This is a genomic window from Lutibacter litoralis, assembly GCF_014646675.1.
Taxonomy (GTDB): Bacteria; Bacteroidota; Bacteroidia; order Flavobacteriales; family Flavobacteriaceae; genus Lutibacter; species Lutibacter litoralis.
Window position 1 is genome coordinate 113076 of sequence record NZ_BMNS01000007.1, and the last position, 21122, is coordinate 134197.

At 30.3% G+C, this 21122-nt stretch carries 21 protein-coding genes; 13 read left to right on the forward strand and 8 right to left on the reverse strand.

The features are described 5' to 3' along the window. The 6 genes from hypD to IEW75_RS12085 form a co-directional block, all read right to left on the reverse strand. Positions 1-1092, reverse strand: a complete 1092-nt coding sequence (gene hypD / locus IEW75_RS12060; protein WP_134248977.1) for a hydrogenase formation protein HypD — start codon at positions 1090-1092, stop codon at positions 1-3. Beyond that, positions 1089-3344: a carbamoyltransferase HypF gene (hypF, locus tag IEW75_RS12065; protein ID WP_134248976.1), complete on the reverse strand. Its 2256-nt coding sequence runs from the start codon at positions 3342-3344 to the stop codon at positions 1089-1091. The genes hypD and hypF overlap by 4 nt, the downstream gene beginning before the upstream one ends. Before the next feature lie 32 nt (positions 3345-3376). Then, positions 3377-3910, reverse strand: coding sequence for a hydrogenase maturation protease (locus IEW75_RS12070; RefSeq protein ID WP_134248975.1), 534 nt, complete (start codon positions 3908-3910; stop codon positions 3377-3379). Between the two features lie 79 nt (positions 3911-3989). Beyond that, entirely contained in the window at positions 3990-4706 is a 717-nt protein-coding gene (cybH, locus tag IEW75_RS12075) for a Ni/Fe-hydrogenase, b-type cytochrome subunit (protein ID WP_134248974.1), read from the reverse strand. 10 nt (positions 4707-4716) lie between these two features. After that, positions 4717-6453: a nickel-dependent hydrogenase large subunit gene (locus IEW75_RS12080; RefSeq protein WP_134248973.1), complete on the reverse strand. Its 1737-nt coding sequence runs from the start codon at positions 6451-6453 to the stop codon at positions 4717-4719. Positions 6454-6464: 11 nt separating this feature from the next. Beyond that, the gene (locus tag IEW75_RS12085; protein ID WP_134248972.1) at positions 6465-7589 is read right to left on the reverse strand and encodes a hydrogenase small subunit; all 1125 of its coding nucleotides are present in this window, start codon (positions 7587-7589) and stop codon (positions 6465-6467) included. Between the two features lie 240 nt (positions 7590-7829). On the opposite strand from IEW75_RS12085, the gene hypA reads away from it, so the two are divergent. The 13 genes from hypA to IEW75_RS12150 all read left to right on the forward strand — a co-directional run bounded on the left by hypA (position 7830) and on the right by IEW75_RS12150 (position 19728). Continuing rightward, a complete protein-coding gene (hypA, locus tag IEW75_RS12090; protein ID WP_134248971.1) occupies positions 7830-8171 on the forward strand; it encodes a hydrogenase maturation nickel metallochaperone HypA in 342 nt (113 codons plus the stop codon). A gap of 11 nt (positions 8172-8182) precedes the next feature. After that, on the forward strand, positions 8183-8971 hold the full coding sequence (hypB, locus tag IEW75_RS12095) for a hydrogenase nickel incorporation protein HypB (RefSeq protein ID WP_134248970.1): 789 nt from the start codon (positions 8183-8185) through the stop codon (positions 8969-8971). Between the two features lie 33 nt (positions 8972-9004). Further along, positions 9005-9271, forward strand: a complete 267-nt coding sequence (locus tag IEW75_RS12100; RefSeq protein WP_134248969.1) for a HypC/HybG/HupF family hydrogenase formation chaperone — start codon at positions 9005-9007, stop codon at positions 9269-9271. A 440-nt stretch (positions 9272-9711) separates the two neighbouring features. Then, positions 9712-10362: a DUF47 domain-containing protein gene (locus tag IEW75_RS12105; protein ID WP_134248968.1), complete on the forward strand. Its 651-nt coding sequence runs from the start codon at positions 9712-9714 to the stop codon at positions 10360-10362. 17 nt (positions 10363-10379) lie between these two features. Further along, positions 10380-12128, forward strand: a complete 1749-nt coding sequence (locus tag IEW75_RS12110; RefSeq protein WP_134248967.1) for an inorganic phosphate transporter — start codon at positions 10380-10382, stop codon at positions 12126-12128. 22 nt (positions 12129-12150) lie between these two features. Beyond that, complete coding sequence (locus IEW75_RS12115; protein ID WP_134248966.1) at positions 12151-13509, forward strand: OprO/OprP family phosphate-selective porin; 1359 nt, start codon at positions 12151-12153, stop codon at positions 13507-13509. 25 nt (positions 13510-13534) lie between these two features. Beyond that, positions 13535-14053 carry a hypothetical protein gene (locus IEW75_RS12120; RefSeq protein WP_134248965.1) on the forward strand — a complete coding sequence of 173 codons (519 nt, stop codon included), beginning with the start codon at positions 13535-13537 and terminating at the stop codon, positions 14051-14053. 48 nt (positions 14054-14101) lie between these two features. Then, positions 14102-14857, forward strand: a complete 756-nt coding sequence (locus tag IEW75_RS12125; protein WP_134248964.1) for an SdiA-regulated domain-containing protein — start codon at positions 14102-14104, stop codon at positions 14855-14857. Positions 14858-14879: 22 nt separating this feature from the next. Beyond that, the gene (locus tag IEW75_RS12130) at positions 14880-15521 is read left to right on the forward strand and encodes a hypothetical protein (protein ID WP_134248963.1); all 642 of its coding nucleotides are present in this window, start codon (positions 14880-14882) and stop codon (positions 15519-15521) included. A 2-nt stretch (positions 15522-15523) separates the two neighbouring features. After that, the gene (locus IEW75_RS12135; protein ID WP_134248962.1) at positions 15524-15994 is read left to right on the forward strand and encodes a CYTH domain-containing protein; all 471 of its coding nucleotides are present in this window, start codon (positions 15524-15526) and stop codon (positions 15992-15994) included. A gap of 59 nt (positions 15995-16053) precedes the next feature. Beyond that, the gene (locus IEW75_RS12140) at positions 16054-17607 is read left to right on the forward strand and encodes an SLC13 family permease (RefSeq protein ID WP_229714451.1); all 1554 of its coding nucleotides are present in this window, start codon (positions 16054-16056) and stop codon (positions 17605-17607) included. A gap of 58 nt (positions 17608-17665) precedes the next feature. Continuing rightward, positions 17666-19132, forward strand: coding sequence for a hypothetical protein (locus IEW75_RS12145; protein WP_134248960.1), 1467 nt, complete (start codon positions 17666-17668; stop codon positions 19130-19132). A 62-nt stretch (positions 19133-19194) separates the two neighbouring features. Next, the gene (locus IEW75_RS12150; RefSeq protein ID WP_134248959.1) at positions 19195-19728 is read left to right on the forward strand and encodes a hypothetical protein; all 534 of its coding nucleotides are present in this window, start codon (positions 19195-19197) and stop codon (positions 19726-19728) included. 8 nt (positions 19729-19736) lie between these two features. On the opposite strand, the gene IEW75_RS12155 is transcribed toward IEW75_RS12150, so the two are convergent. Both IEW75_RS12155 and cydB read right to left on the reverse strand, forming a co-directional pair. Next, positions 19737-20036, reverse strand: a complete 300-nt coding sequence (locus IEW75_RS12155) for a hypothetical protein (RefSeq protein ID WP_134248958.1) — start codon at positions 20034-20036, stop codon at positions 19737-19739. Between the two features lie 10 nt (positions 20037-20046). Then, positions 20047-21120 carry a cytochrome d ubiquinol oxidase subunit II gene (gene cydB, locus IEW75_RS12160; protein WP_134248957.1) on the reverse strand — a complete coding sequence of 358 codons (1074 nt, stop codon included), beginning with the start codon at positions 21118-21120 and terminating at the stop codon, positions 20047-20049. Positions 21121-21122: the final 2 nt, after the last annotated feature.

Consider the following 21122-nt stretch of genomic DNA (forward strand, 5'->3'; position numbering starts at 1 on the left):
TTAGTCGATTAAATTAGTTGAAAAATGATAATATGCTGCACAAGCACCTTCAGAAGACACCATTGGAGCGCCTAACGGGTTAGATGGTTTGCAAGTTTTTCCAAATTGATCGCATTGATTCGGTTTTTTAATTCCTCTTAAAATTTCACCAGCAATACAGTTTGGATTTTCAGGAACTTTTATAGTACTAATATTAAACTTTACTTCAGCATCGTATTTTCGATACGCTTCTTTTATTACATAACCACTATTTGAAATTTCACCAATACCTCTCCATTCTCTATTTCCAATTTTAAAAATTGTATTTATAACGTTAATTGCTGCTTTATTGCCCTCTTCTTTAACAATGCGCGAGTATTGATTGGCTAATTCATACCTTCCTGCTTCTAATTGTTTTACAGCAATGTAAATTCCTTGTACTAAATCTAATGGTTCAAAACCGGTGATTACAATTGGAATTTTATATTTTGAAACCAGGGGGTAATAATCTTTTATTCCCATAATTGCACATACATGACCAGCACCTAAAAAGGCGTTAATTGTACAAAATTTATCATCTAAAATGGCTTCCATTGCTGGAGGAACTAATACATGAGAAGCTAAAATGGAGTAATTAGAAATTCCCTCTTTTTCGGCGTGTAAAACAGATAAAGCATTTGCGGGAGCAGTAGTTTCAAAACCAACCGCAAAAAACACCACTTCTTTGTCTGGATTATTTTTTGCTATTGAAACAGCTTCAATAGGTGAATATAAAATACGTAAATCGCCACCCGATGCTTTGGTTTCTAATAAGCTTTTTTTACTTCCAGGTACGCGAATCATATCGCCAAATGAACACACAATAACACCTTGCTCTAATAGTTCAATTGCTTTGTCAATTAAGTTTAATGGAGTCACACAAACAGGGCAACCAGGACCGTGAATCATTCTTATTTTCTCGGGTAATAATTCTAGAATTCCGTTTTTAACTAGGCTATGTGTTTGACCACCACAAATCTCCATAATATTCCATTCACGAGTAGTTATTTTGTGAATTTCATCTAAAACCTTTTTAGTTTCTGCTAAATTTCTATACTCACTTAAATACTTCATTTATGGATGTTTAAATAATACATTAATTGCCCAAAGGAACTATTTTCATCATTAGGCGATAAATCTTTATGAAAGTACAATTTTATTTCTTTTGAGGCTAATTCTATAAGCATATCAACCAAGGTTGTATTTTGAAAAACACCGCCACTTAAAGCTATTTTATTAAAACCTTTTTCTTTTGAAAAGTTTAAAATATGAGTAGCCAAAGTAAATAAAAAGTTGGAAATTATTTGCGTTCTATCAATACCTTCTTCAACATCTTTATAGATGTTTTTTATAATCTCTTTTGCTGAAAATCCTAATGAATTTAATTGGCAATAAGTTTTACACGTTTTTAAATTGTAATTTAATATTGAGTTCTCCAATAAAATGGCAGCTTCGCCTTCATACGTATTAAAATCTGTAATATTTAATAAGGAAGCAACTGCATCAAACAACCTTCCTATTGAAGAAGTTTTTAACTTATTTTGAGATTTTAAATAACTATAATTGTTTAACTCATTTGAAGTGAATTTTTGCTTTAAAATCTTATTCATTTCCTCTGAAGCCAATGAAAATAGGGACAAACGTGGCTCTTTGGACATTTTATCTCCTAACAACCAATCAAAGTTATCAACTTGGCCAATGCGCTCTATTTTATTGTTTTGATAACTAAAAAACTCTCCTCCCCAAATGTTTGAATCATCACCGAAGCCTGTTCCGTCAAAAACAACACCTAGTACTTTTTTATCAAATAAATTATGCTCTCCTAGAACAGCTGTAAAATGTGATTTATGATGTTGAATCTCAATTAATTCTGAAGTTGTTTTTTTAGCTAATTCTTTTCCAAACTGGGTGCTTTGATATGTAGGATGTTTATCAACCAAAATAATTTCTGGTTGCTGTTCAAAAAGCTGTATAAAATTTTCTGTAACCTCTGTAAATCGTTTATAAACATCAAAATTATCGAGATTACCTAAATACTGACTTATATATAAATTTGAATTTGGATAAAACGCAATGGTACTTTTTAAATGAGCTCCCATTGCCAAAATTTTCTGTTCAGAATTAATTGAAGTTTCTAAATAATTTGGAGCATACCCACGTGAGCGTCTGAACAATACTTTTTGTTGAAATTTAGTACTGAATTTTACGACAGAATCATCTTGTGGGTGTTCAATTTTTAAATTGTGTTGTAAAAAATAATCTGCTATATTCTCTAATTTTTTAAGAGCATCTGCATTTGTGTTAATAATTGGAGAGCCATGAATATTTCCACTAGTTGCAACAATTGGAAAACTTAATTCATTAGCTAATAATTTTAAAATACCTGTATAAGGCAACATAATTCCAAGCTGATTTAGACCAGGAGCAACTTCTTTTAAAGCAATTTTTCCATTGTAATTTTCTAATGAAACGATATTAATTGGTAACTCAGCAGAAGTTAAGGATTTTAATTGATTTTCATTTAAAATTACTTCTTTCTGAAGTACTTCTAAAGACGGATATAGTACAGCAAAAGGTTTATGTGGTCGATGTTTTTTGTCTCTTAGTTTTTGAATAACTTTTGGGTCTTCGGCATTACAACATAACAAATAACCACTTGTGTTTTTTATGGCAATTATATTTCCTTCTGAAAGTAAAATAGCTATTTTTTTAAAAAGATTAGATTGCTCAATTACTATGGTTTTGCCTAAATTATTAATCAATTTTAGTTGAATTCCACACGCTGAACAAGTATTAGTTTGCGAATGAAATCGTCTATCTGGAGGTGAGTTATATTCTTTTTCGCATTTGGGACACATTGGAAATTTAGCTATACTTGTGTTGTTTCTTTCAAAAGGAAAAGTTTGCGTAATTGCCCAACGCGGACCGCAATTTACACAGGTTGTAAAAGGGTAATTATAACGTCTGTTTTCAGTATTTTCAACATCGTTTTTACAATTGTTGCAAATAGCAAAATCAGGAGTTAATGGTAAGTTTAATTGTCCATTTTTAGTTGAAGGAATAATTTTAAAATAATCAAATAGTACATTCTCAATTTCTATGATTGAACTATTTTTTATTTTTGAAATTGGCGGAGGAAATTTAATTAATTTTTGATAAAAAGTAGTAATATTTTGTGAATCTCCACTTGCAAAAATTAGTACACCATCTTCATTGTTTGAAACGGTTCCTTTTAAATTGAATTCAAGTGCTAAATTATATACATACGGACGAAAACCTACACCTTGGACTTGACCAGAAAAGGAAATTTTATAGGATTTTATCATTCAATTTAAAGGATAAAAATTAGACTATAAATTTACGATTTTTTTAGGTGAAGTTCTTCAGAATGGCTTAAAATATTATCAATAATTTTAGGGATTATTGCTTTAACTTTATCATTTAATTCTACAGTCATTGGATTCAATTCTTCAATAGAAACTGTAAATAAATGAATATCAGGGATTTTTTCCATAAGATAAACCGCTTCAATCATGTCTTTTAATCCAACATCATGAACACTTAATGCTGATGGGAAATCTGAGGCGAATTTCGGGCGAATTAATGAAATAGTTCCTGCGGGTTTTCCATCCATAGTAGCATCAATAAAAATTACTGTAGAATATGCTTCAAAACAATTTAACAGTAAAAAGCCACCTGTTCCACCATCTAAAATATCAATGTAATCAGGTACTATATTTTTAGACATTTCTTGAATCACATGAACGCCAATTCCTTCATCTCCCATTAAATAATTTCCAACGCCCATTATTAAAATACTATTGGTTTTATCTTTCTCGAAAAAATAGGAATCACTACTAATAGCAATGGGTGTTCTTTCTTTTATTTTCATTTTTTAAAATTTAAAAAATAAATTCATCCTATTTAAAATGCAGTGACAGGATGAATTTATTAATGTCTTTGTGGTCTTATTATTCTTCGTTTTCTTTTTTAATAGCCTTTTTTACTCTATCTTCTCGAACAAATTTATAGCCTCCAAACATAGAAGAAACCTCTCCACGACCTTCTAACCAATCATGGTAAAAAACCAAATAAACGTGTACTATACTAAATAATATAAATATCCAAGTTGAAATATGATGAATTGTTCGTGTTACAAAATCACCGCCCAATAATGGGCTTACCCAATCAAAAAGTTTTGGGAGCCACCAACCAGATGTATCAGCGTATAGAGCAAATCCTGTAAAAACTTGAATAAGCGCTATAAAAAATAAGGCTAAATATGATAATGTTGCTACACTATTATGTCCAATACTTATATTTTTTACATCAGGGTGATCTTCGTTTAAAAGCATAATATCAATTTTTAACACATGCCAAAAATTGTTCCATGTTTTTTTGCTAAATGGCCAAAAAGCTCTCCAACTAGCGTATTTGTTTCCCACAATAGACCAATATAATCTAAAAATCATATTGAAAAAGAAAATATAAGCTGCACCAAAATGAATAAATCTTACAATTCCAAAAGAATGTAAATTTGTTGCTTCGGCACTTGACTGTAAAGCTGGTGGATTGGCAATTATAAACCCTGTAATTGCAAGAATTGTAATTGTTAGCACATTTAACCAATGGAAAAACCGAACTGGTAATTCCCAAACCATGACTCGTTTAAAGTTTTTAGTTTCCATAATTTAAATTTTAACTGTCACAACTAGCAATATTTTGAACCTGAGAAATGTGTTTTCCATGTTCATCATATAAATGAACAGCACAAGCTATACAAGGGTCAAATGAATGAATTGTCCTTATAATTTCTAATGGTAAATTAGGGTCTGCAACAGGCGTTCCAATAAGAGCTGCTTCATAAGCTGACCGCTGTCCTTTAGGATCACGTGGAGATGCATTCCAAGTAGATGGAACAACTAATTGATAGTTTTCTGTTTTTTCATCTTTAATTTTAATCCAATGTGCCAACGCTCCTCTTGGCGCTTCACAAAACCCTACACCTTTTGCTTCTTTTGGCCAAGATGAAGGCTCCCAACTATCTGTATTTGCCATCCGTTCATCACCATTTTTGATGTTATTCATTAAAGTATCAAAAAATTCTAAAGTCCAATTCGCCACTAATTGAGTTTCAATTCCGCGGGCTGCAGTTCTACCTAATGTAGAGAATAGCGCGTCTACAGGAACATTTAAATGAGAAAGTGCGCCATTTACAGCATCTTTAATTTCTTCATTTCCTCTTCCATATCCTACTAATAAACGTGCAAGTGGACCCACTTCCATTGGTTTTCCTTTCCAACGAGGTGTTTTTATAAAGCTATATGCCTCTTCAACATTTAAGTGATTGTAAGGTGGTTTAGGACCTGTATATTTAATATTTGTTTCTCCTTCCCAAGGGTGTCTTCCTTTGTCTTTTCCTTCTGAATAATTATCATACCAAGAATTATTTACAAACTCTTCTATTTCATTGGTACTTCTATGATCTACATCATGTACTTTAGATAAATCATTATTCAAAATAACTCCTTGTTGAAATTTGAAACTTGATAAATCTGCATATCCATTTGTAGGGAAATCTCCATAAGACATATAATTTCCAAATCCTTTACCTATAGCTCCCCAATCTTTATAAAAAGAAGCAATAGCTAATAAATCTGGAATATAAACTTTATCAATAAATTCTTTTCCTTCTTTTAATAATTTCTGAACGTGCATTAGACGTTCTGCATTTAATCCACCTGCACCGTCCGAGTTTATTGCACAAGCCATACCTCCAACTAAGTAGTTTGGATGTGGATTTTTACCTCCAAATATGGTATGAACTTTTACGATTTCTTTTTGCCATTCTAAAGCTTCTAGATAATGAGCCACAGCTAATAGATTCACTTCTGCAGGCAATTTCATTTGAGAATGCCCCCAATAACCATTTGCAAAAATTCCTAGTTGACCGCTTTCAACAAATTTTTGAACTCTTTTTTGTACATCAGAAAAATAGCCAGGTGAGCTTTTTGGCCAACTAGAGATGCTTTGTGCAATTTCAGAAGTCTTTTTTGGATCAGCTTTTAAGGTATTTACAATATCAACCCAATCCAATGCGTGTAAATGATAAAAATGTACTGCATGGTCATGCATGTATAAAGCACCCTCCATTATATTACGAACCATTTCAGCATTAGGCGGCACTGCTATTCCTAAAGCATCTTCAACGGCTCTTACAGATGTTAATGCATGTACTGTAGTACATACACCGCAAGTACGTTGTACAAAAGCCCAGACATCTCTTGGATCTCGACCTTTAACAATACTTTCAATCCCTCTAACCATTGTACTTGAACTAAAAGCATCTACAATTACGCCATCCTTAATTTCTGCTTCTATTCTTAAATGACCCTCAATTCGTGTAATTGGGTCTACTACTATTCTATTTGCCATTATTATACGTTTTAAGAGTCAATATTTTTTTCATTACTTTTTCCTCTCTTTACTCTATCCATTAGCTCTTTTCTTTTTGAAATATTTGCACCAACTGCGTGTAAAGCAATGCCTCCAGCTAAAACTCCTGCAGTAACTTTACCAACAGTATCAGCATTGCTTTCAACTGGAAAACCAGGTACTTTTGTGGTTCTTTCATAAAAAGGCCCATTGTCCCAAAATTCTTCCTCACTACAACCAATACAACCATGACCTGATTGAATAGGGAAGCTTATTCCATTATTCCATCTCATACTTGCACAGGCATTATATGTTAAAGGACCTTTACAGCCCAGTTTATATAAACAGTATCCTTTTTTTGAGTTTTCATCATCAAAAGTTTCAGCAAACAAACCAGCATCGTAATAAGGACGTCTGTAACAAGTATCATGAACTCTTTTACCATAAAAAGCTTTTGGTCTTCCCAAACGATCTAATTTTGGTAAACGACCAAATGCAACTACGTGCATAATTACGCCAGCCATAACTTCACCTATTGGTGGACAACCCGGTACTCTGATAATTGGTTTGTTTTTCACTAATTTATGTATAGGTGTTGCTTCTGTAGGGTTGGGCTTTGCAGCCTGTACACATCCATTTGAAGCACAACTTCCCCAAGCAATTATTGCTTTAGCACCTTCTGCGGCTTCTAAAAAAGTGTCTTTTGCAGATTTACCAGCAATACAGCAGTAATTTCCGTCATCACCTAGAGGTATAGATCCTTCAACACAAAGAATGTATTCTCCTTTGTATTTTTTCATGGTTTCATGCTTTGCTGTTTCTGCTTGATACCCAGACGCAGCCATTAATGTTAAGGAATAATCTAATGATATCCGGTCTAAAATAATATCTGCAACTATTGGATGATTGGATCTAATAAAAGATTCGCTACAGCAAGTGCATTCTTGATAGTGTTCCCAAATAACGGGCAATCTAGGCGTATTTTCTAATGATTGTGCAATTTGCCCAACCATACTTGATTCTAATCCCATAAAAGCGGCCATGTATGTAGAGAATTTCATAAAATCTCTACGGCTATAACCTTGCTTTATGATACTTTCATAGTATGTGTTTCGTTTTTCATTATTGGTAGACATAGATTAAGTTTTAAGTAAAAAGAGACTTATTTATCTTGTTGCTTTTGAGGGAAAAAGCATTTATCTAATTTACAATAAAAAATGAATAAGGCAAATGTAACACACTAATTTAGAACGCTTTAAAATAAGACTATTTAATCTTCAATTTATGACAATTATCATATTGTTTATTTAGCTATATTTTTGAATAGGTTTCCGTATAGATAATTTGTAACTTTGGTTTTAAATCTGTTTTTGAAGATGCATGAACTATCAATAGCATTAGGAATTGTTAAAATTGCTGAAGATGAAACAGCGAAAGTTAATGCAGCCAAGGTTACAAAAATTGAGCTTGAAATAGGTGTTTTGTCTGGTATTGAAATAGAATCTTTAAATTTTGTTTGGGAATCTGTAGTTCAAGATACGGTGCTTGAAAGGGCCGAAAAAGAAATTACTGTTATTGAGGGGCGTGGCAAATGTATTGATTGTAATACAGAGTTTGATATGGAAAACATTTATGATTGCTGCCCGAAATGCAATAGTAATTTTAAAGGTATTTTAAAAGGAAAAGAATTAAAAGTTAAAGCATTAGAAGTAATTTAAATTTAAAAATTATGTGTGGAACTTGCGGATGTGGAACCGATGGAAACGGTCCTACAATTTTGAAACCAGGAGAACATACTCACCAAGCTGAACATCATCACCATCATCATGATAACCATTCTCATGATCATTCACATGAGCACAAACATAAAGTTTTGGAGATTGAACAAGATATTCTTCAAAATAATGCAGTTCTAGCTGCGAGAAACAGAGGTTATTTTGAAGCGAAAAATATTTTTGCTTTAAACTTAGTTAGTTCACCAGGTTCAGGAAAAACATCTATTTTAGAACGTACATTGACCGATTTGAAAGATGAAATTCCTTTTTATGTAATTGAAGGTGATCAGCAAACCTTAAATGATGCCAATAGAATTGATGCGCTTGATATACCCGTAATTCAGATAAATACAGGAAAAGGTTGTCATTTAGAAAGTGATATGGTGTATGACGCAGTTAAAAAGCTCGAGATCAAAAATGATGCTATTTTAATGATAGAAAATGTTGGAAATCTTGTTTGCCCTTCAATGTTTGATTTAGGTGAAAGTAAACGTGTTGTAATAATAAGTACTACTGAAGGTGAAGACAAGCCAATTAAATATCCTGATATGTTTCACACATCAGATATATGCATTATTAATAAAATAGATTTGTTACCATATGTAAATATTGATGTGGACAAACTTAAAAATTATGCGTTGCAAGTTAATCCTAAGTTACTGTTTTTTGAAGTTTCTGCAACTACTGGTCAAGGAATGGAAAAATGGTATAAATGGTTGAAGGAAAATAGGATCAATAGTTAGAAAGTTTAATTTTCAATAGTCAAAAACTAAATTATGTGTTTATCAATACCTGGAAAATTAATTGAAGTTACTTCGCAATTAGATGAAACCTTTAGAGTAGGAAAAGTATCTTTTGATGGAATTATAAAAGAGGTAAGCTTAACATTGGTTCCAGAAGCCACTATTGGAGATTATGTGCTTGTGCATGTTGGTGCAGCAATTTCTACTATTGATGAAGAGGAAGCTAAAAAAACTTTTGATCTTTTGAAACAACTTGATGAATTGCATGAACTAGAAGATGGTGAGCATAATCCAGCTTAAAATCCAGTTTAAAAACAGTTCTAAATATATTTATTGGTTGCTATTTAATGATAATTATGCTAATCATTTTTTTGTTAAACAGTAACTTAAAATGATTTGATTTTTCAAAAAAATAACTTTACAACTTCCTTTTAAAATATTTTATAAACAAAATTTCGCTATACTCTTAAAAGGTTTAAAAATAGTAAAACTTTTTTTTAACCCTTGTTAAGAAAATTTGCCATATACATACTATTTTAAAGACAAGATAAAACCATAAAAAAACACTACAATGTGATTTTAAAGTTTATAATAAACACTACATATATATATTAAAATGATATATATCAATAAAATAGCTATTATAATAAACTACAACTACGGTTTGTAAACTTCAAAAATGATATATATCATCTATAATGCGTGAATGCAAATTTAACTTTGTTTTAAAGATATAAAAGATGATTAAAATATTTAAAACTTCAAAAAACGTTATACTTAATATCGATGAGTATTTTGATAATATTGAATTAGGAATATTGAATTTTAAAGAAGGTGTTAATAATTATTTAGAAGGAAATATTTCGGAATTTGAAAACAACTTAAATATAGTTAAAAAACAGGAAGAAGTTGCAGATGCTATTATTAGAAAAATTGAAAACGACTTCTATGTGCATTCTTTAATGCCAAACTATTCTAGTGATATTTTGAACCTATTAGAAAAAACCGATGATATTATTGATAAGATAAAAGATAATTTAAGTCAGTTTGATGTAGAAGACCCTTATTTTCCAGAAGATATAAAGAATGATTTTGCAAGATTAGTTTCTTTATCTGTAGAGTCTGCTGAAAATGTAATTCCTGCAGCGAGAGTTTTTTTTACCGCGCCTAGTTTAGTGAAAGACAAATTACAAAAAGTAATATTTTACGAACGTGAAACAGAGAAATTAGCTATAAAAATAAAAAGAACATTGTTTAAAGAAATGCCTTTTTTAAAATTGAGCGAAAAAATTCATTTACGCTATTTTACATTGCACGTAGAGCAGGTAGCAGAAGCTTCAAAGGTAGTCGCAAAGATGCTATCTTCATTAGTAATTAAAATAAAAATGTAGTACATAAAAAGTAGCCTATGTTTTTTTTCTTTTTATCAAGTGGTTTATTTTTAGGTTGGTCTTTAGGAGCCAATGATGCAGCCAATATATTTGGTTCTGCTGTTGGTTCTAGAATGGTTAAATTTAGTGTGGCTGTTGTGGTTGCCTCTATTTTTGTTGTTTTGGGCGCTGTACTACAGGGGTCTGGAGCATCGCTTACACTTGGTAAATTGGGATCTGTAGATGCTATTGGGGGTGCATTTACAGTTGCACTTTGTGCAGGCTTTACTGTTTTTTGGATGACTCGATTGAAATTGCCAGTCTCAACCTCACAAGCTATTATTGGAGCTATTATTGGTTGGAATTTTTATTCAGGTAATGTAACCGACGTGGTTGTTTTAGGAAAAATTGTTAGTACTTGGGTTGCAGGTCCTATCTTAGGAGCCATTTTTGCTGTTTTAATGTATAAACTTCTAAAGTTTATTTTAGCAAAAAGTAAAATTCATTTAATAAAGTTAGATGCCCATTTAAAATATGCTCTTTTAATAATTGGTGGTTTTGGAGCTTTTAGTTTGGGTGCAAATAATGTAGCCAATGTTGTGGGTGTATTTATACCTTCGGTACCGGATATTCAATTAGATTTTGGTTTTTTTATTTTTGATAGCGTACAGTTATTGTTTTTAATAGGTGGTATTTCTATAGCAATGGGAATTGTAACTTATTCTAAAAAAGTGATGATGACTGTTGGTAACGATTTAATGAAATTGTCTGCAGAGGCTGCTTTGGTAATTGTGTTGGCACATGCTATGGTGTTGTTTATATTTTCTTCTTCATCTTTATCAAATGCCATACAAAGTCTTGGCTTACCGGCAATTCCGTTAGTACCAGTTTCAAGTTCTCAAGCTATTGTTGGAGCAATAATGGGAATTGGTTTGTTAAAAGGAGGTAGAGGAATTAAATTTAATGTTTTGGGAAGAATTTCAGTAGGTTGGATAACCACGCCTGTAATTGCTGGTATTGTCTCATTTATGTCGTTGTTTTTTATGGATAACGTTTTTAAATTACAAGTTTATGATACTACAAATACTGCCTTAAAATCAATGAAAAGCGAGTTTAATAGTTTTCCAAAACCTACCGATATTTCTGTTAATGTTAATTTATTTCAGCCTTTATTATACACTATTATTATTATATTAACTATTGTAATAATTGTTTTAGCATTAAAACTAACAAATAAAACATTAAAATCTAAAGATGAAGAATCTTCTGATATTTCTCGAAAATATAAGGCACAGGAGGCCTTTTTAAAAACGGAATTGGCAAAAGCTAATACAGAAAATGCTGAGTTAGAAAAGGAAATTGATTTTAAACGAAAAGAGCAAATGAGTATTGCTTTAAATATCATTCAAAAGAATCGGTTTTTAGAAAAACTACGCACAAAAATTGATAAAATAATTGAGAAATCTGATACGGATCAGGTGGAGCTTTCAAAATTAAAAAAGTTAATTGTAGAAAATTTAAGTGTAGATAAAGATAGACAGCGCTTCAATATTTATATCAACGAGTTAAATAGAGATTTTTATTTCAGATTGTTAAATAGATATCCAAATTTAACTGAAAATGAACAACGTTTATGTGCATTGGTTCGTTTAAATTTAAGTTCAAAAGATATGGCATCAATTTTAAATATTTCAACAAAAAGTGTAGAGGTAAATAGACATAGATTACGTAAAAAAATGCACTTAAAACGAGAAGATAATTTAACCGAATTAATAAGTAAACTTTAAATATAATTTAAACTGTAAAACAATGAAAAATAAACTAAGTACACTAGTAGTGGCATTATTTCTATTTGGAATAGGGTTACATGCTCAAGAAATTAAAAAGGAAACCACTCGTATAAATCAATACGGGCAAGAAGTGGACGCTGTTCCACTAAAAACGGAAGCACAAGATGGCTTTATAAAATGGTTTTCTGAAGATGGAAACTATAAAATGTGGATGGATAATAGGGTACAGCTTGATGGTTATATGTTCTCAAATGATGCTTTAAATGAATTGGGAAATGGATTCATGATTCGTAGAATGCGTTTCGCTATTAAAGCTGAGTTTTGGAAAAACTGGTATGGAGAAATTGATTTAGATTTTGAAAGTTCTGCAACTGAAATAAAAGATGCTTATTTAAAGTACACACCAGATTCGAAAAAGTGGGATTTTAAAGCTGGTCATTTTAAGGAAGGTTATGGTATGGAAACTACGACTACTTCAAGATATTTATTATTTATGGAACGTTCTTTCGCATCTACTTTCGATCCTTCACGTCATTTAGGTTTTCAAGTAAATTCTTATGGAAAAAAACTATTATTAATTGGGGGTGTTCATTTTAATACTGTTGGAGACGCTGAAGAAGTAGAGTTTACTAAAGACGCTAATAAAGATAATGGGAAAGACGAAGGCTATTCTTTAACTGGTAGAGCTGTTTGGACACCAATTAATAATACTACTAGATTGTTACATGTCGGTGCTGCAGCAACATATAGAACTCCAAAAACACATTGGGAAGATGGAGCCTATAGAATTAGCACACGATCACATTCTGCAGTTAATAGAAAAAAATTCTTAGATACAGATGATATTTCAGGTGTTGACAATGTATTTGGATATACTTTTGAACTGGCAGGAAAATATAATGGTTTTATGTTCCAAGGAGAATATAAAGAACACAATGTTAATATGATTGAGGGTGTAGATGCTTCCTTTAAAGGATATTATGCTCAAGCGGCCTACTTGTTAAGAGGAGGAAATCACAATTATAACACAAAAGAAGGGGAATTTACAAGAATTACTCCTGGATCTGATAAAGGAGATGTTGAACTTGCTTTAAGGTATGACTATATAGATTTAAATGATTTTGATGCTAGTATTTATGGTGGTTCTGCTGAAGGATATTCAGTTGGTTTAAACTATTATGTAAACCCAAATATTAAATTTATGGCAAACTATGTTTACCACAATCATGACCGCTATGCTGACGGAAAAGGTAAATTATTTGTAGGTAAAGATGCAGATGGCAACTTAACTAAAGATTGGTCTAATGTGTACGATGCAGATGGAAAGGGTGGTGATGATTATGGTCAATTTTCAATAAGATTGGAAGTGAATTTTTAATAAAAACAATAAAAAATTAAATAAGATGAAAAATTTTAAATATTTCTTAATAATGCTTCTAACGCTAATATTTACAGTTAGTTGTGTTGAAGATGAAAACATGTATATTGAACCTAGCCCTTGGGTAGATGTTGAAACTACTACTGTAAACTATACTGAAGGTCCATTACAATCAGTTAAATTTCCTAATAATCCAATACCTGGAGAGGATGTAAATGTTGAATTAAAGTATTCAAGTACTGAAACAATTTTAGAAGCAAGAATTTATTTTGCTACAGGAGATAGTCCTGTGTATGTTAAGGCAAATAAAATTTCAGGTGAAGATGATGCCTCATTTACACAAACTGGTGTTACAATTAATATGATTAATCAATCACAATCCGGAGTTAAAACTTCATTTTATGCGCGTATAGCCACAGCTAGTGGTGAATATTATTATGGTAATAATCCGAATGGAATGGCTTTAGATAACTTTAATGATATTGATGAGTCCGATGCCTTTAAAGGTGACCCAACAGGGTGGAATGTATTTACAGCTCAATAAATAATAAAAACCAGCTTGTGAATAGTTACAAGCTGGTACATTTAAAATATGATACATTTAAGTAAAATAATAAGTTTTACCGTAATCTTTATGGTCTTTTTTCAAGCATGTAAAAATAGCCCAAATACTATTGAAGAAACTAAAAATGAGCTCGAATTAATTTCTAGTGAAAAAATTAATGTATCAGAGGCTTCAGGTTTAGCAATTAATACTTCGGGTTCAAATTTATATACAGTAAGTGATTATACTGGAAATATTTATAAACTTACTACAGACGGAACTGTTTTAAAAGAATTTGTTTATGGCGGTGATGATGTTGAAGGAATTTCTATGGTTTCAAGTACTAAAGTATTGTTAGTTGAAGAAAGAACCAAGGAAATTGTTGAATACGATTTAAATTCAAAAAATTACAAGAAACACAAAGTAGATTATAGTAATAAAGATTTCAATAGTGGTCTTGAGGGAATAGCATTTAATTTAAATGATAACACCATTTTTGTACTAAATGAAAAAGATCCGGGTATTTTAATGCGTTTAAAAAGTGATTTTTCAATTATTGAATCTTACGACTTAGATTTTGCATCAGACTATTCAGGGATATTTCATGATAAAGAATTAAATATTTTATGGATTTTGAGTGATCAAAGTAAAACAGTGAATAAATGTAGCTTAAAAGGAGCGTTAATTAAAAGTTACGCAATAGATGTAATTAAAGCAGAAGGTATCGCAGTTACAAATTCTAACATTTATATTGTAAGCGATTCAAATTCTAAATTATTTAAGTTTAAAAAACCAATCGAATAAAAAACCAACTAAAAATATAATTATGACAAAACCATCAATGAAAGTAGGAGAAATCTCTAAACCGCGTTTCGAGTTTAGAGCTTTCGGTCAAAACTTTGATATTCCTGCAAAATATATGGCACGCTTATCAGTTCCAATTCCAGAAAAAGTTTGGGAAAGAACTTCAGAAGAAATATATATTCTATCTAAAACCAACGATATTAATAATACTAAAATACGCGATGGTAAAATGGATATTAAAACCTTTGTACAGACTGTAGATGATTTAGAACAATGGAATCCTTTGATGAAAGGCGAATTTCCTATTGCAAAACAAGTATTAGAAAATGATGTCTTTCCAGCATTTCAAGTAGCACTGCCAACATTAACTAAAGACACATATACCTTAGAAGAATTTTTAGCGATGATTGATGCTAACAAAGATCTACAAGGTGTAAAAGTTTACAAACAACGTTTTGGTTATATGGTAAATAACACGCTTTGTGAAGTAGGAAATGTTTTAATTAATGGAGCAAAAGTAGTTACCATTAATTCTGAATCTACAGAGTTAGATGATATTAAAAAAACTATTGCAGACTGTAAGTTAGAGGGTGTAGAAAATATCAATTATTTACAAGCAATAAAAAGAGTAATAGGTTGGATTAATAAACCATTAGCAAATTAATTATGGCACAAGAAATAGAAAGAAAGTTTTTAGTAAAAAACGACGATTTTAAACAGGAATCATTTAAAGAAACTAAAATTGTACAAGGGTTTTTATCAACTGTTCCAGAAAGAACGGTAAGAATTAGAATTAAAGGCGATCAAGGATTTATCACAGTAAAAGGAATTGGAAACAAGTCTGGCACGTCACGTTTTGAATGGGAAAAAGAAATTTCTGTTGAAGATGCTACGGATTTATTAAAAATTAGCGAACCTGGCATAATTGATAAAACACGTTTTAATGTAAAATCTGGCGGTCATACTTTTGAAGTAGATGAATTTTATGGAGAGAACGAAGGTTTAACTGTTGCAGAAGTTGAATTAGATGCAGAAGGTGAAGATTTTATAAAACCAAAGTGGCTTGGAGAAGAAGTTACTGGACAAGTAAAATATTACAATTCAATGTTAATGAAAAACCCTTATAAAAACTGGTAGAAAAAGGGAGCTAAAGTTTTATATAATTATAAACAACTATGTATAAAAATGTACTAGATATGAGTAACTACCGAATGGAAAAATTACCCGTTCGGAAGCTTACCAAAGTAGAAAAAACATTTAGAATAATTGGAGGACCTTTAGCTATTATAGCTTTTCTACTAATAATGTATATAGATATACCTTTTTTAAAAAATTTTAACCTAGAAACTTTAAGTAAGAGTGCAAGTAGCAATTTTGATACTATTGGATTGTTAAACTTTGTACAATCTAATAAAGCAATGTTAGCAATTTTTGTAGCATCGCTAATTTTGTGGATTACGGAAGCAATTCCAAATTATTTAACATCATTAATTTTAATTATAGCACTTGTTTTAACAGGTGTTTTACCTGAAAAAGTAGCATATGCACAATTAGGGCACCAAGTAATGTGGTTAAATATATTGTCTTTTATTTTAGCAAGCATGTTAGTTGCCACGGGAGTTGCAAAACGTTTTGCATTATGGTTTATTTTAAGATTTGGTAAAAATGCAACTTCTATATTTTTTAGTTTCATATTAATTAATATTGTATTGTCAATTTTTATTTCTGCAACCACTGCAAAAGCTGCAATATTATTGCCTATTTTTATGGTAATTGCTGCAGTTTATGGAGCTTCAAATGGAAATAGAAATAATTTTGGACGTAATATTATATTGCAAAACTTGTTTCAAATAAATATGGGAGCAAGTGCCTTTTTAACAGGTTCAGGAGCAAATTTATTAGCAGCTTCACTAATTGCTGGAGCCATTGGAAGTGATATTTTCTTTTCAGATTGGATGGTAGCAGCTTTTCCAGGGGCACTTATTTTAATGATTATAGGTTGGGTTATTGGTACTAAGATTATATTTCCTCTTAAAGAGGGAGATAAAAAACCTTCAATTGAAGGTGGTATGGAAACTTTAAAAAAAGAGTTGCATAAAATGGGTAAAGTTTCTTTTAATGAAATAAAATCTATTGTAATATTTGTTTCAATTTTGGGTTTATGGGTAACGGATAAATACCACGGTATAAGTCCTACAGCAGTTGCATTTTTAGGTGCAATTGTTGCACTGTTACCAAAAATTGGTATTGTAGCTTGGAACGATGTTGATATTCCTTGGCATTTATTATTGTTCTCTGCAGGAGCTTATACTTTAGGAGCAGGTTTTAATGTTACAGATTTACCAAGTATTTCTATAAATGCACTTTTTGATGGTTTAGGTATTGGAGATAATACACCTTTTTGGGTGTTGTATCTTATTTTAACATTTGCAATGATATTTAGTGCATTATTTTTTCAAAGTAAAACTATGCGTGCTATGATTTTTATTCCAATTGCAATTGGTATTGCAACCCGTTTTGGTTTTGATATTGTAAGTTTAGCTTTACCCGTTGCTTTTTTAATTGAACATGTATATACGTTGCCATTTAATAGTAAACCAGCATTGTTATTGTATTCAACTAACCATTACAGTTGGAATGATACGTTTAGGTATGGAATTACGATGCAAATTATTGCGTGGATTATGTCTATAATAATGGCAATGACTTATTTTAAATGGCTTGACATTACACCAGATGGCTTGTTTTAATATAAAAAAATATAAAATTGAAGATACAGAACAGGCAAATAGCAAATACTAGAATTAGATGATTCAAGACAGTGTAAAGATTCACGATAATTTTTCTTTAGAAGTAAAATCAATTTACGAAAACATTTCAGAAAAGAAGAAAACTAAATACAATACACTTACGTATCTTTTTATACCAAACGGTTTAAATATTAATAATCAAACGTATTCAAAATCTAAATTTTATAATGATGTTAAAGTATATATTAGATACAATGCTTCCGAATATACTCTAGACGAAATTCTTAATTTAAAAACAGGTCCATTACATCAATTAATTAAAATTGTAAAAAAAATATCTGGGAAAAAAGTTTCAAAAAAAAATAAATTAGAATTTGAATCTAGAGTGAAAATGTTGGGTGTTATTTTAAATAATACTCTTAAAATTGCAATTCCATCTTTAAAGGATTTTGGAAAATCTAATGTTGCTATTTCTATTGATTATTTTACCAAACTTAAAAATTTTTTAAGCTTTTATAGAGGTTTAGTTGGCATCATTGAACATTTAAAAATTGAAGAAGAATTAAAAAAGACCATTAAATACGGAGATGAATACATGAGTAATAGTATCAACTATTATCTTATTGTATTATTAGATTATTACAAAATTATAAATGTTGAAAAAGAAATTTTAAAAATAATAATTTCCTTTCTTAAAGAAGAACAAGCGTATCGTAAAATACAAAATTACGATCTTACAAGTGAAGAAGATTATTTTGACGAAACATTATTGCATAAAAGAAGTCAATTAAAAAAGTATGTAGAAGGTGTATTGTTTTTAAATAGAGATGTTAGAAAAGACGGTGCATTTTTCGAACAATCTATATTTGCAATTGCTGCGGGTTTAGCAATGGTTTTTTCTACGGGAATTGCTTTTTATTACCAACAAGTATATGGAAATTTTACATTACCATTTTTTATAGCGTTGGTTGTTGGTTATATGTTTAAAGATAGAATAAAAGCCTCTATAGGCTTATTGTTTGTAAGTAAAGCAAATTCATTATTTCACGATTTTAAAATAAAAATTAGAGATTCTGGAACTAACTTAATAGGAGTTGTAAGAGAAAACTTTACGTTTGTTCCTTTTAATAAATTGGGGCCAAAAGTTAAAAGGCATCGTTTAAAAAATAGGTTTATAGATGCGGATTATAACTTTTTGGGAGAGAAAATTATCCAATACAAAAAGAAAATTGTTATTTATCCTAAAAAATTTGGTGAAGAAATTTCAGACAATAGACTTAATAGTATGGTGGATATAACTCGTGTTAATTTGTATCGTTTTACTACTCAAATGGATGATCCTAAAAAGGAATATTCATTATTAAAAAAAGGTAAAATCATCAACAGAGTTGGAAATAGAATTTACCATATTAATTTAATTCAAAAATTTTATACTGAAAAAGGAGTAGAATTTAAGCGCTACCTTGTAATTATGAATAGAAAAGGTATTAAGCGTATTGAACCTGTTGAGTTGGATATTTATTAATTATTATCTTTTATTGAGATTAAGTATGTAAGTTTATAACTTCAAAATAGAGTTAAAAAATTATGAATACTTATATTGAACTAGTAAAAACGTATCCTATTTATAGTGTAATGATTCAATTTACAGTATTAGGAACTTTGGGCGACATATTTTCTAAATGGATGCAACGAGGCACAATTTTTATGCCTTATAAATTAAGAATTGTTTTTTTAAAAATGTTGGAATGGGCATTTTTAGCCATAGTAATAAAGTATGCATTTGTAGGTTTTCAAGGTTTTATTGATGTTGTAATAGCTCAAGGGTTTTTACCAGAACTCAATTTGTTTGGAAGAGCGTTTTCGGTTTCTGTAGCTATGAATCTACAATTTGGTTTATTGTTGGTAATTCTTCATAGGTTTTTAGATAATTTAATTTCACAGGAAAATAATTGGGAAAACATTGATAAAGGAATGTTTTCTTTAATTTGGTTTTGGATTCCTGCTCACACGATAACATTTATGTTAGATAAACCATATCAAATTGGCTTAGCAGCTATTTGGTCCTTGGTTTTAGGTGTTATTTTGGGCTATTTTAATAAAACCAAAGTATCAAATTAGAATAATTATTAATTTTTATTTAGTAAAATTTTTAGTTTTTTTATTAAAATTAAAGCGACTAAACCTCCTAAAAATGAAATTAATAAATTTAAAATAAGGAGGTTAAAATTTATGTTTCCTGATTCTACTATTGTAAAAGGATCAAAACCCAATCGTCCAAAAGATTTCATAAAAAGAATACTGCCAAACACACCTGCAATTGTATTTCCAATACTACCTAAAGAATATTTTTTAAATACAACAGCCATTAAATTTGCTCCTATAATACCTGATAAAATACTTATTAATGAAATTAAAGTTGCGGTCATAATTGCTTAATTAATGTCCGTAATCCATTTTGTCAATTTTTCCTTTTAATAGCCTTTTTTGAATAATAATATAAATTACAAGTAAAATAACACCTATAATTACCCAATTAAAAGCAACTGATAATCCATAGTCAGTTGTTGCTGTGTTATAAATTGTTAGCGATTCATTTATTGAATTTGTTGATGGTAAAATTACTGGAAATATAGAAGCCAATGAAGATGTAATACCTCCAATTATTAATAATGTTGAAAGTGCAAAATTATAACTATCCTTCTTAATTTTCTTAATAAAAAATAGTCCAAATAATCCAGTAAAATAAATAATCGGAAAAATAATTAAATAAGGTCTTTTAGCAAAATTATCCAATGAATTTGGATTGACAATCTGCCAAACAACTATTGAAAATATGGTTAGTACTAGTAACACAATATTTAAATTAAAAATAACATTTTTTAGCTTTTTATTAATAGATGCGTTTGTTTTTAATCGTATCCATGTGGCTCCGTGAATGGCTAAAGTTACTACGGCAATAATTCCAATAATTATTGTAAAATAGTCAATTACACCTGGGTGTTCGGTTAGTGGGCTAAAACTACTATCCCATAAAGGAAGAAAAAAGTAATGTGGTTCATAAAGAGATATTTCATTTTCAACACCACCTAAATTTACACCTCTAACAATATTTCCTAAAGCAATTCCAAAAAATAATGCCAATAGTAAACTAGAAATTCCAAAAGAAGTATCCCAAATCGCAGTCCACATTGTATTGTTAAACTGACTTCTAAATTCTAAACCAATAGCTCTAAAAACAATTAACCAAAGCACAATAATTAGTGGTAAATAAAAGCCGCTAAATACAGACGCATAAAATGTTGGAAAAGCCATAAATAACATTCCGCCTCCGGCTACAAGCCAAACTTCGTTAAAATCCCAAAATAGACCCGCAGCTTTTGCTACTACTTTTTTGTCTTTTTCTTTTTTTGCAAAAAATAAATGAATAATACCCGTACCAAAATTATAACCATCTAAAATAAAGAAAATGGTCAATACAAGTGCAATAATAATATACCAAAATAGTTCCATAA

Excerpts from the sequence above, each read along its gene's own strand:
- hypA (WP_134248971.1), top strand. The coding sequence starts at position 7,830 with ATGCATGAACTATCAATAGCATTAGGAATTGTTAAAATTGCTGAAGAT.
- IEW75_RS12120 (WP_134248965.1), top strand. The coding sequence starts at position 13,535 with ATGAAAAATTTTAAATATTTCTTAATAATGCTTCTAACGCTAATATTT.
- IEW75_RS12110 (WP_134248967.1), top strand. The coding sequence starts at position 10,380 with ATGTTTTTTTTCTTTTTATCAAGTGGTTTATTTTTAGGTTGGTCTTTA.
- hypF (WP_134248976.1), bottom strand. The coding sequence starts at position 3,344 with ATGATAAAATCCTATAAAATTTCCTTTTCTGGTCAAGTCCAAGGTGTA.
- IEW75_RS12080 (WP_134248973.1), bottom strand. The coding sequence starts at position 6,453 with ATGGCAAATAGAATAGTAGTAGACCCAATTACACGAATTGAGGGTCAT.
- IEW75_RS12130 (WP_134248963.1), top strand. The coding sequence starts at position 14,880 with ATGACAAAACCATCAATGAAAGTAGGAGAAATCTCTAAACCGCGTTTC.
- IEW75_RS12100 (WP_134248969.1), top strand. The coding sequence starts at position 9,005 with ATGTGTTTATCAATACCTGGAAAATTAATTGAAGTTACTTCGCAATTA.
- hypB (WP_134248970.1), top strand. The coding sequence starts at position 8,183 with ATGTGTGGAACTTGCGGATGTGGAACCGATGGAAACGGTCCTACAATT.
- hypD (WP_134248977.1), bottom strand. The coding sequence starts at position 1,092 with ATGAAGTATTTAAGTGAGTATAGAAATTTAGCAGAAACTAAAAAGGTT.
- IEW75_RS12125 (WP_134248964.1), top strand. The coding sequence starts at position 14,102 with ATGATACATTTAAGTAAAATAATAAGTTTTACCGTAATCTTTATGGTC.
- IEW75_RS12105 (WP_134248968.1), top strand. The coding sequence starts at position 9,712 with ATGATTAAAATATTTAAAACTTCAAAAAACGTTATACTTAATATCGAT.
- IEW75_RS12115 (WP_134248966.1), top strand. The coding sequence starts at position 12,151 with ATGAAAAATAAACTAAGTACACTAGTAGTGGCATTATTTCTATTTGGA.
- IEW75_RS12135 (WP_134248962.1), top strand. The coding sequence starts at position 15,524 with ATGGCACAAGAAATAGAAAGAAAGTTTTTAGTAAAAAACGACGATTTT.
- IEW75_RS12150 (WP_134248959.1), top strand. The coding sequence starts at position 19,195 with ATGAATACTTATATTGAACTAGTAAAAACGTATCCTATTTATAGTGTA.
- cydB (WP_134248957.1), bottom strand. The coding sequence starts at position 21,120 with ATGGAACTATTTTGGTATATTATTATTGCACTTGTATTGACCATTTTC.
- IEW75_RS12155 (WP_134248958.1), bottom strand. The coding sequence starts at position 20,036 with ATGACCGCAACTTTAATTTCATTAATAAGTATTTTATCAGGTATTATA.
- IEW75_RS12145 (WP_134248960.1), top strand. The coding sequence starts at position 17,666 with ATGATTCAAGACAGTGTAAAGATTCACGATAATTTTTCTTTAGAAGTA.
- IEW75_RS12085 (WP_134248972.1), bottom strand. The coding sequence starts at position 7,589 with ATGTCTACCAATAATGAAAAACGAAACACATACTATGAAAGTATCATA.
- IEW75_RS12140 (WP_229714451.1), top strand. The coding sequence starts at position 16,054 with ATGAGTAACTACCGAATGGAAAAATTACCCGTTCGGAAGCTTACCAAA.
- IEW75_RS12070 (WP_134248975.1), bottom strand. The coding sequence starts at position 3,910 with ATGAAAATAAAAGAAAGAACACCCATTGCTATTAGTAGTGATTCCTAT.
- cybH (WP_134248974.1), bottom strand. The coding sequence starts at position 4,706 with ATGGAAACTAAAAACTTTAAACGAGTCATGGTTTGGGAATTACCAGTT.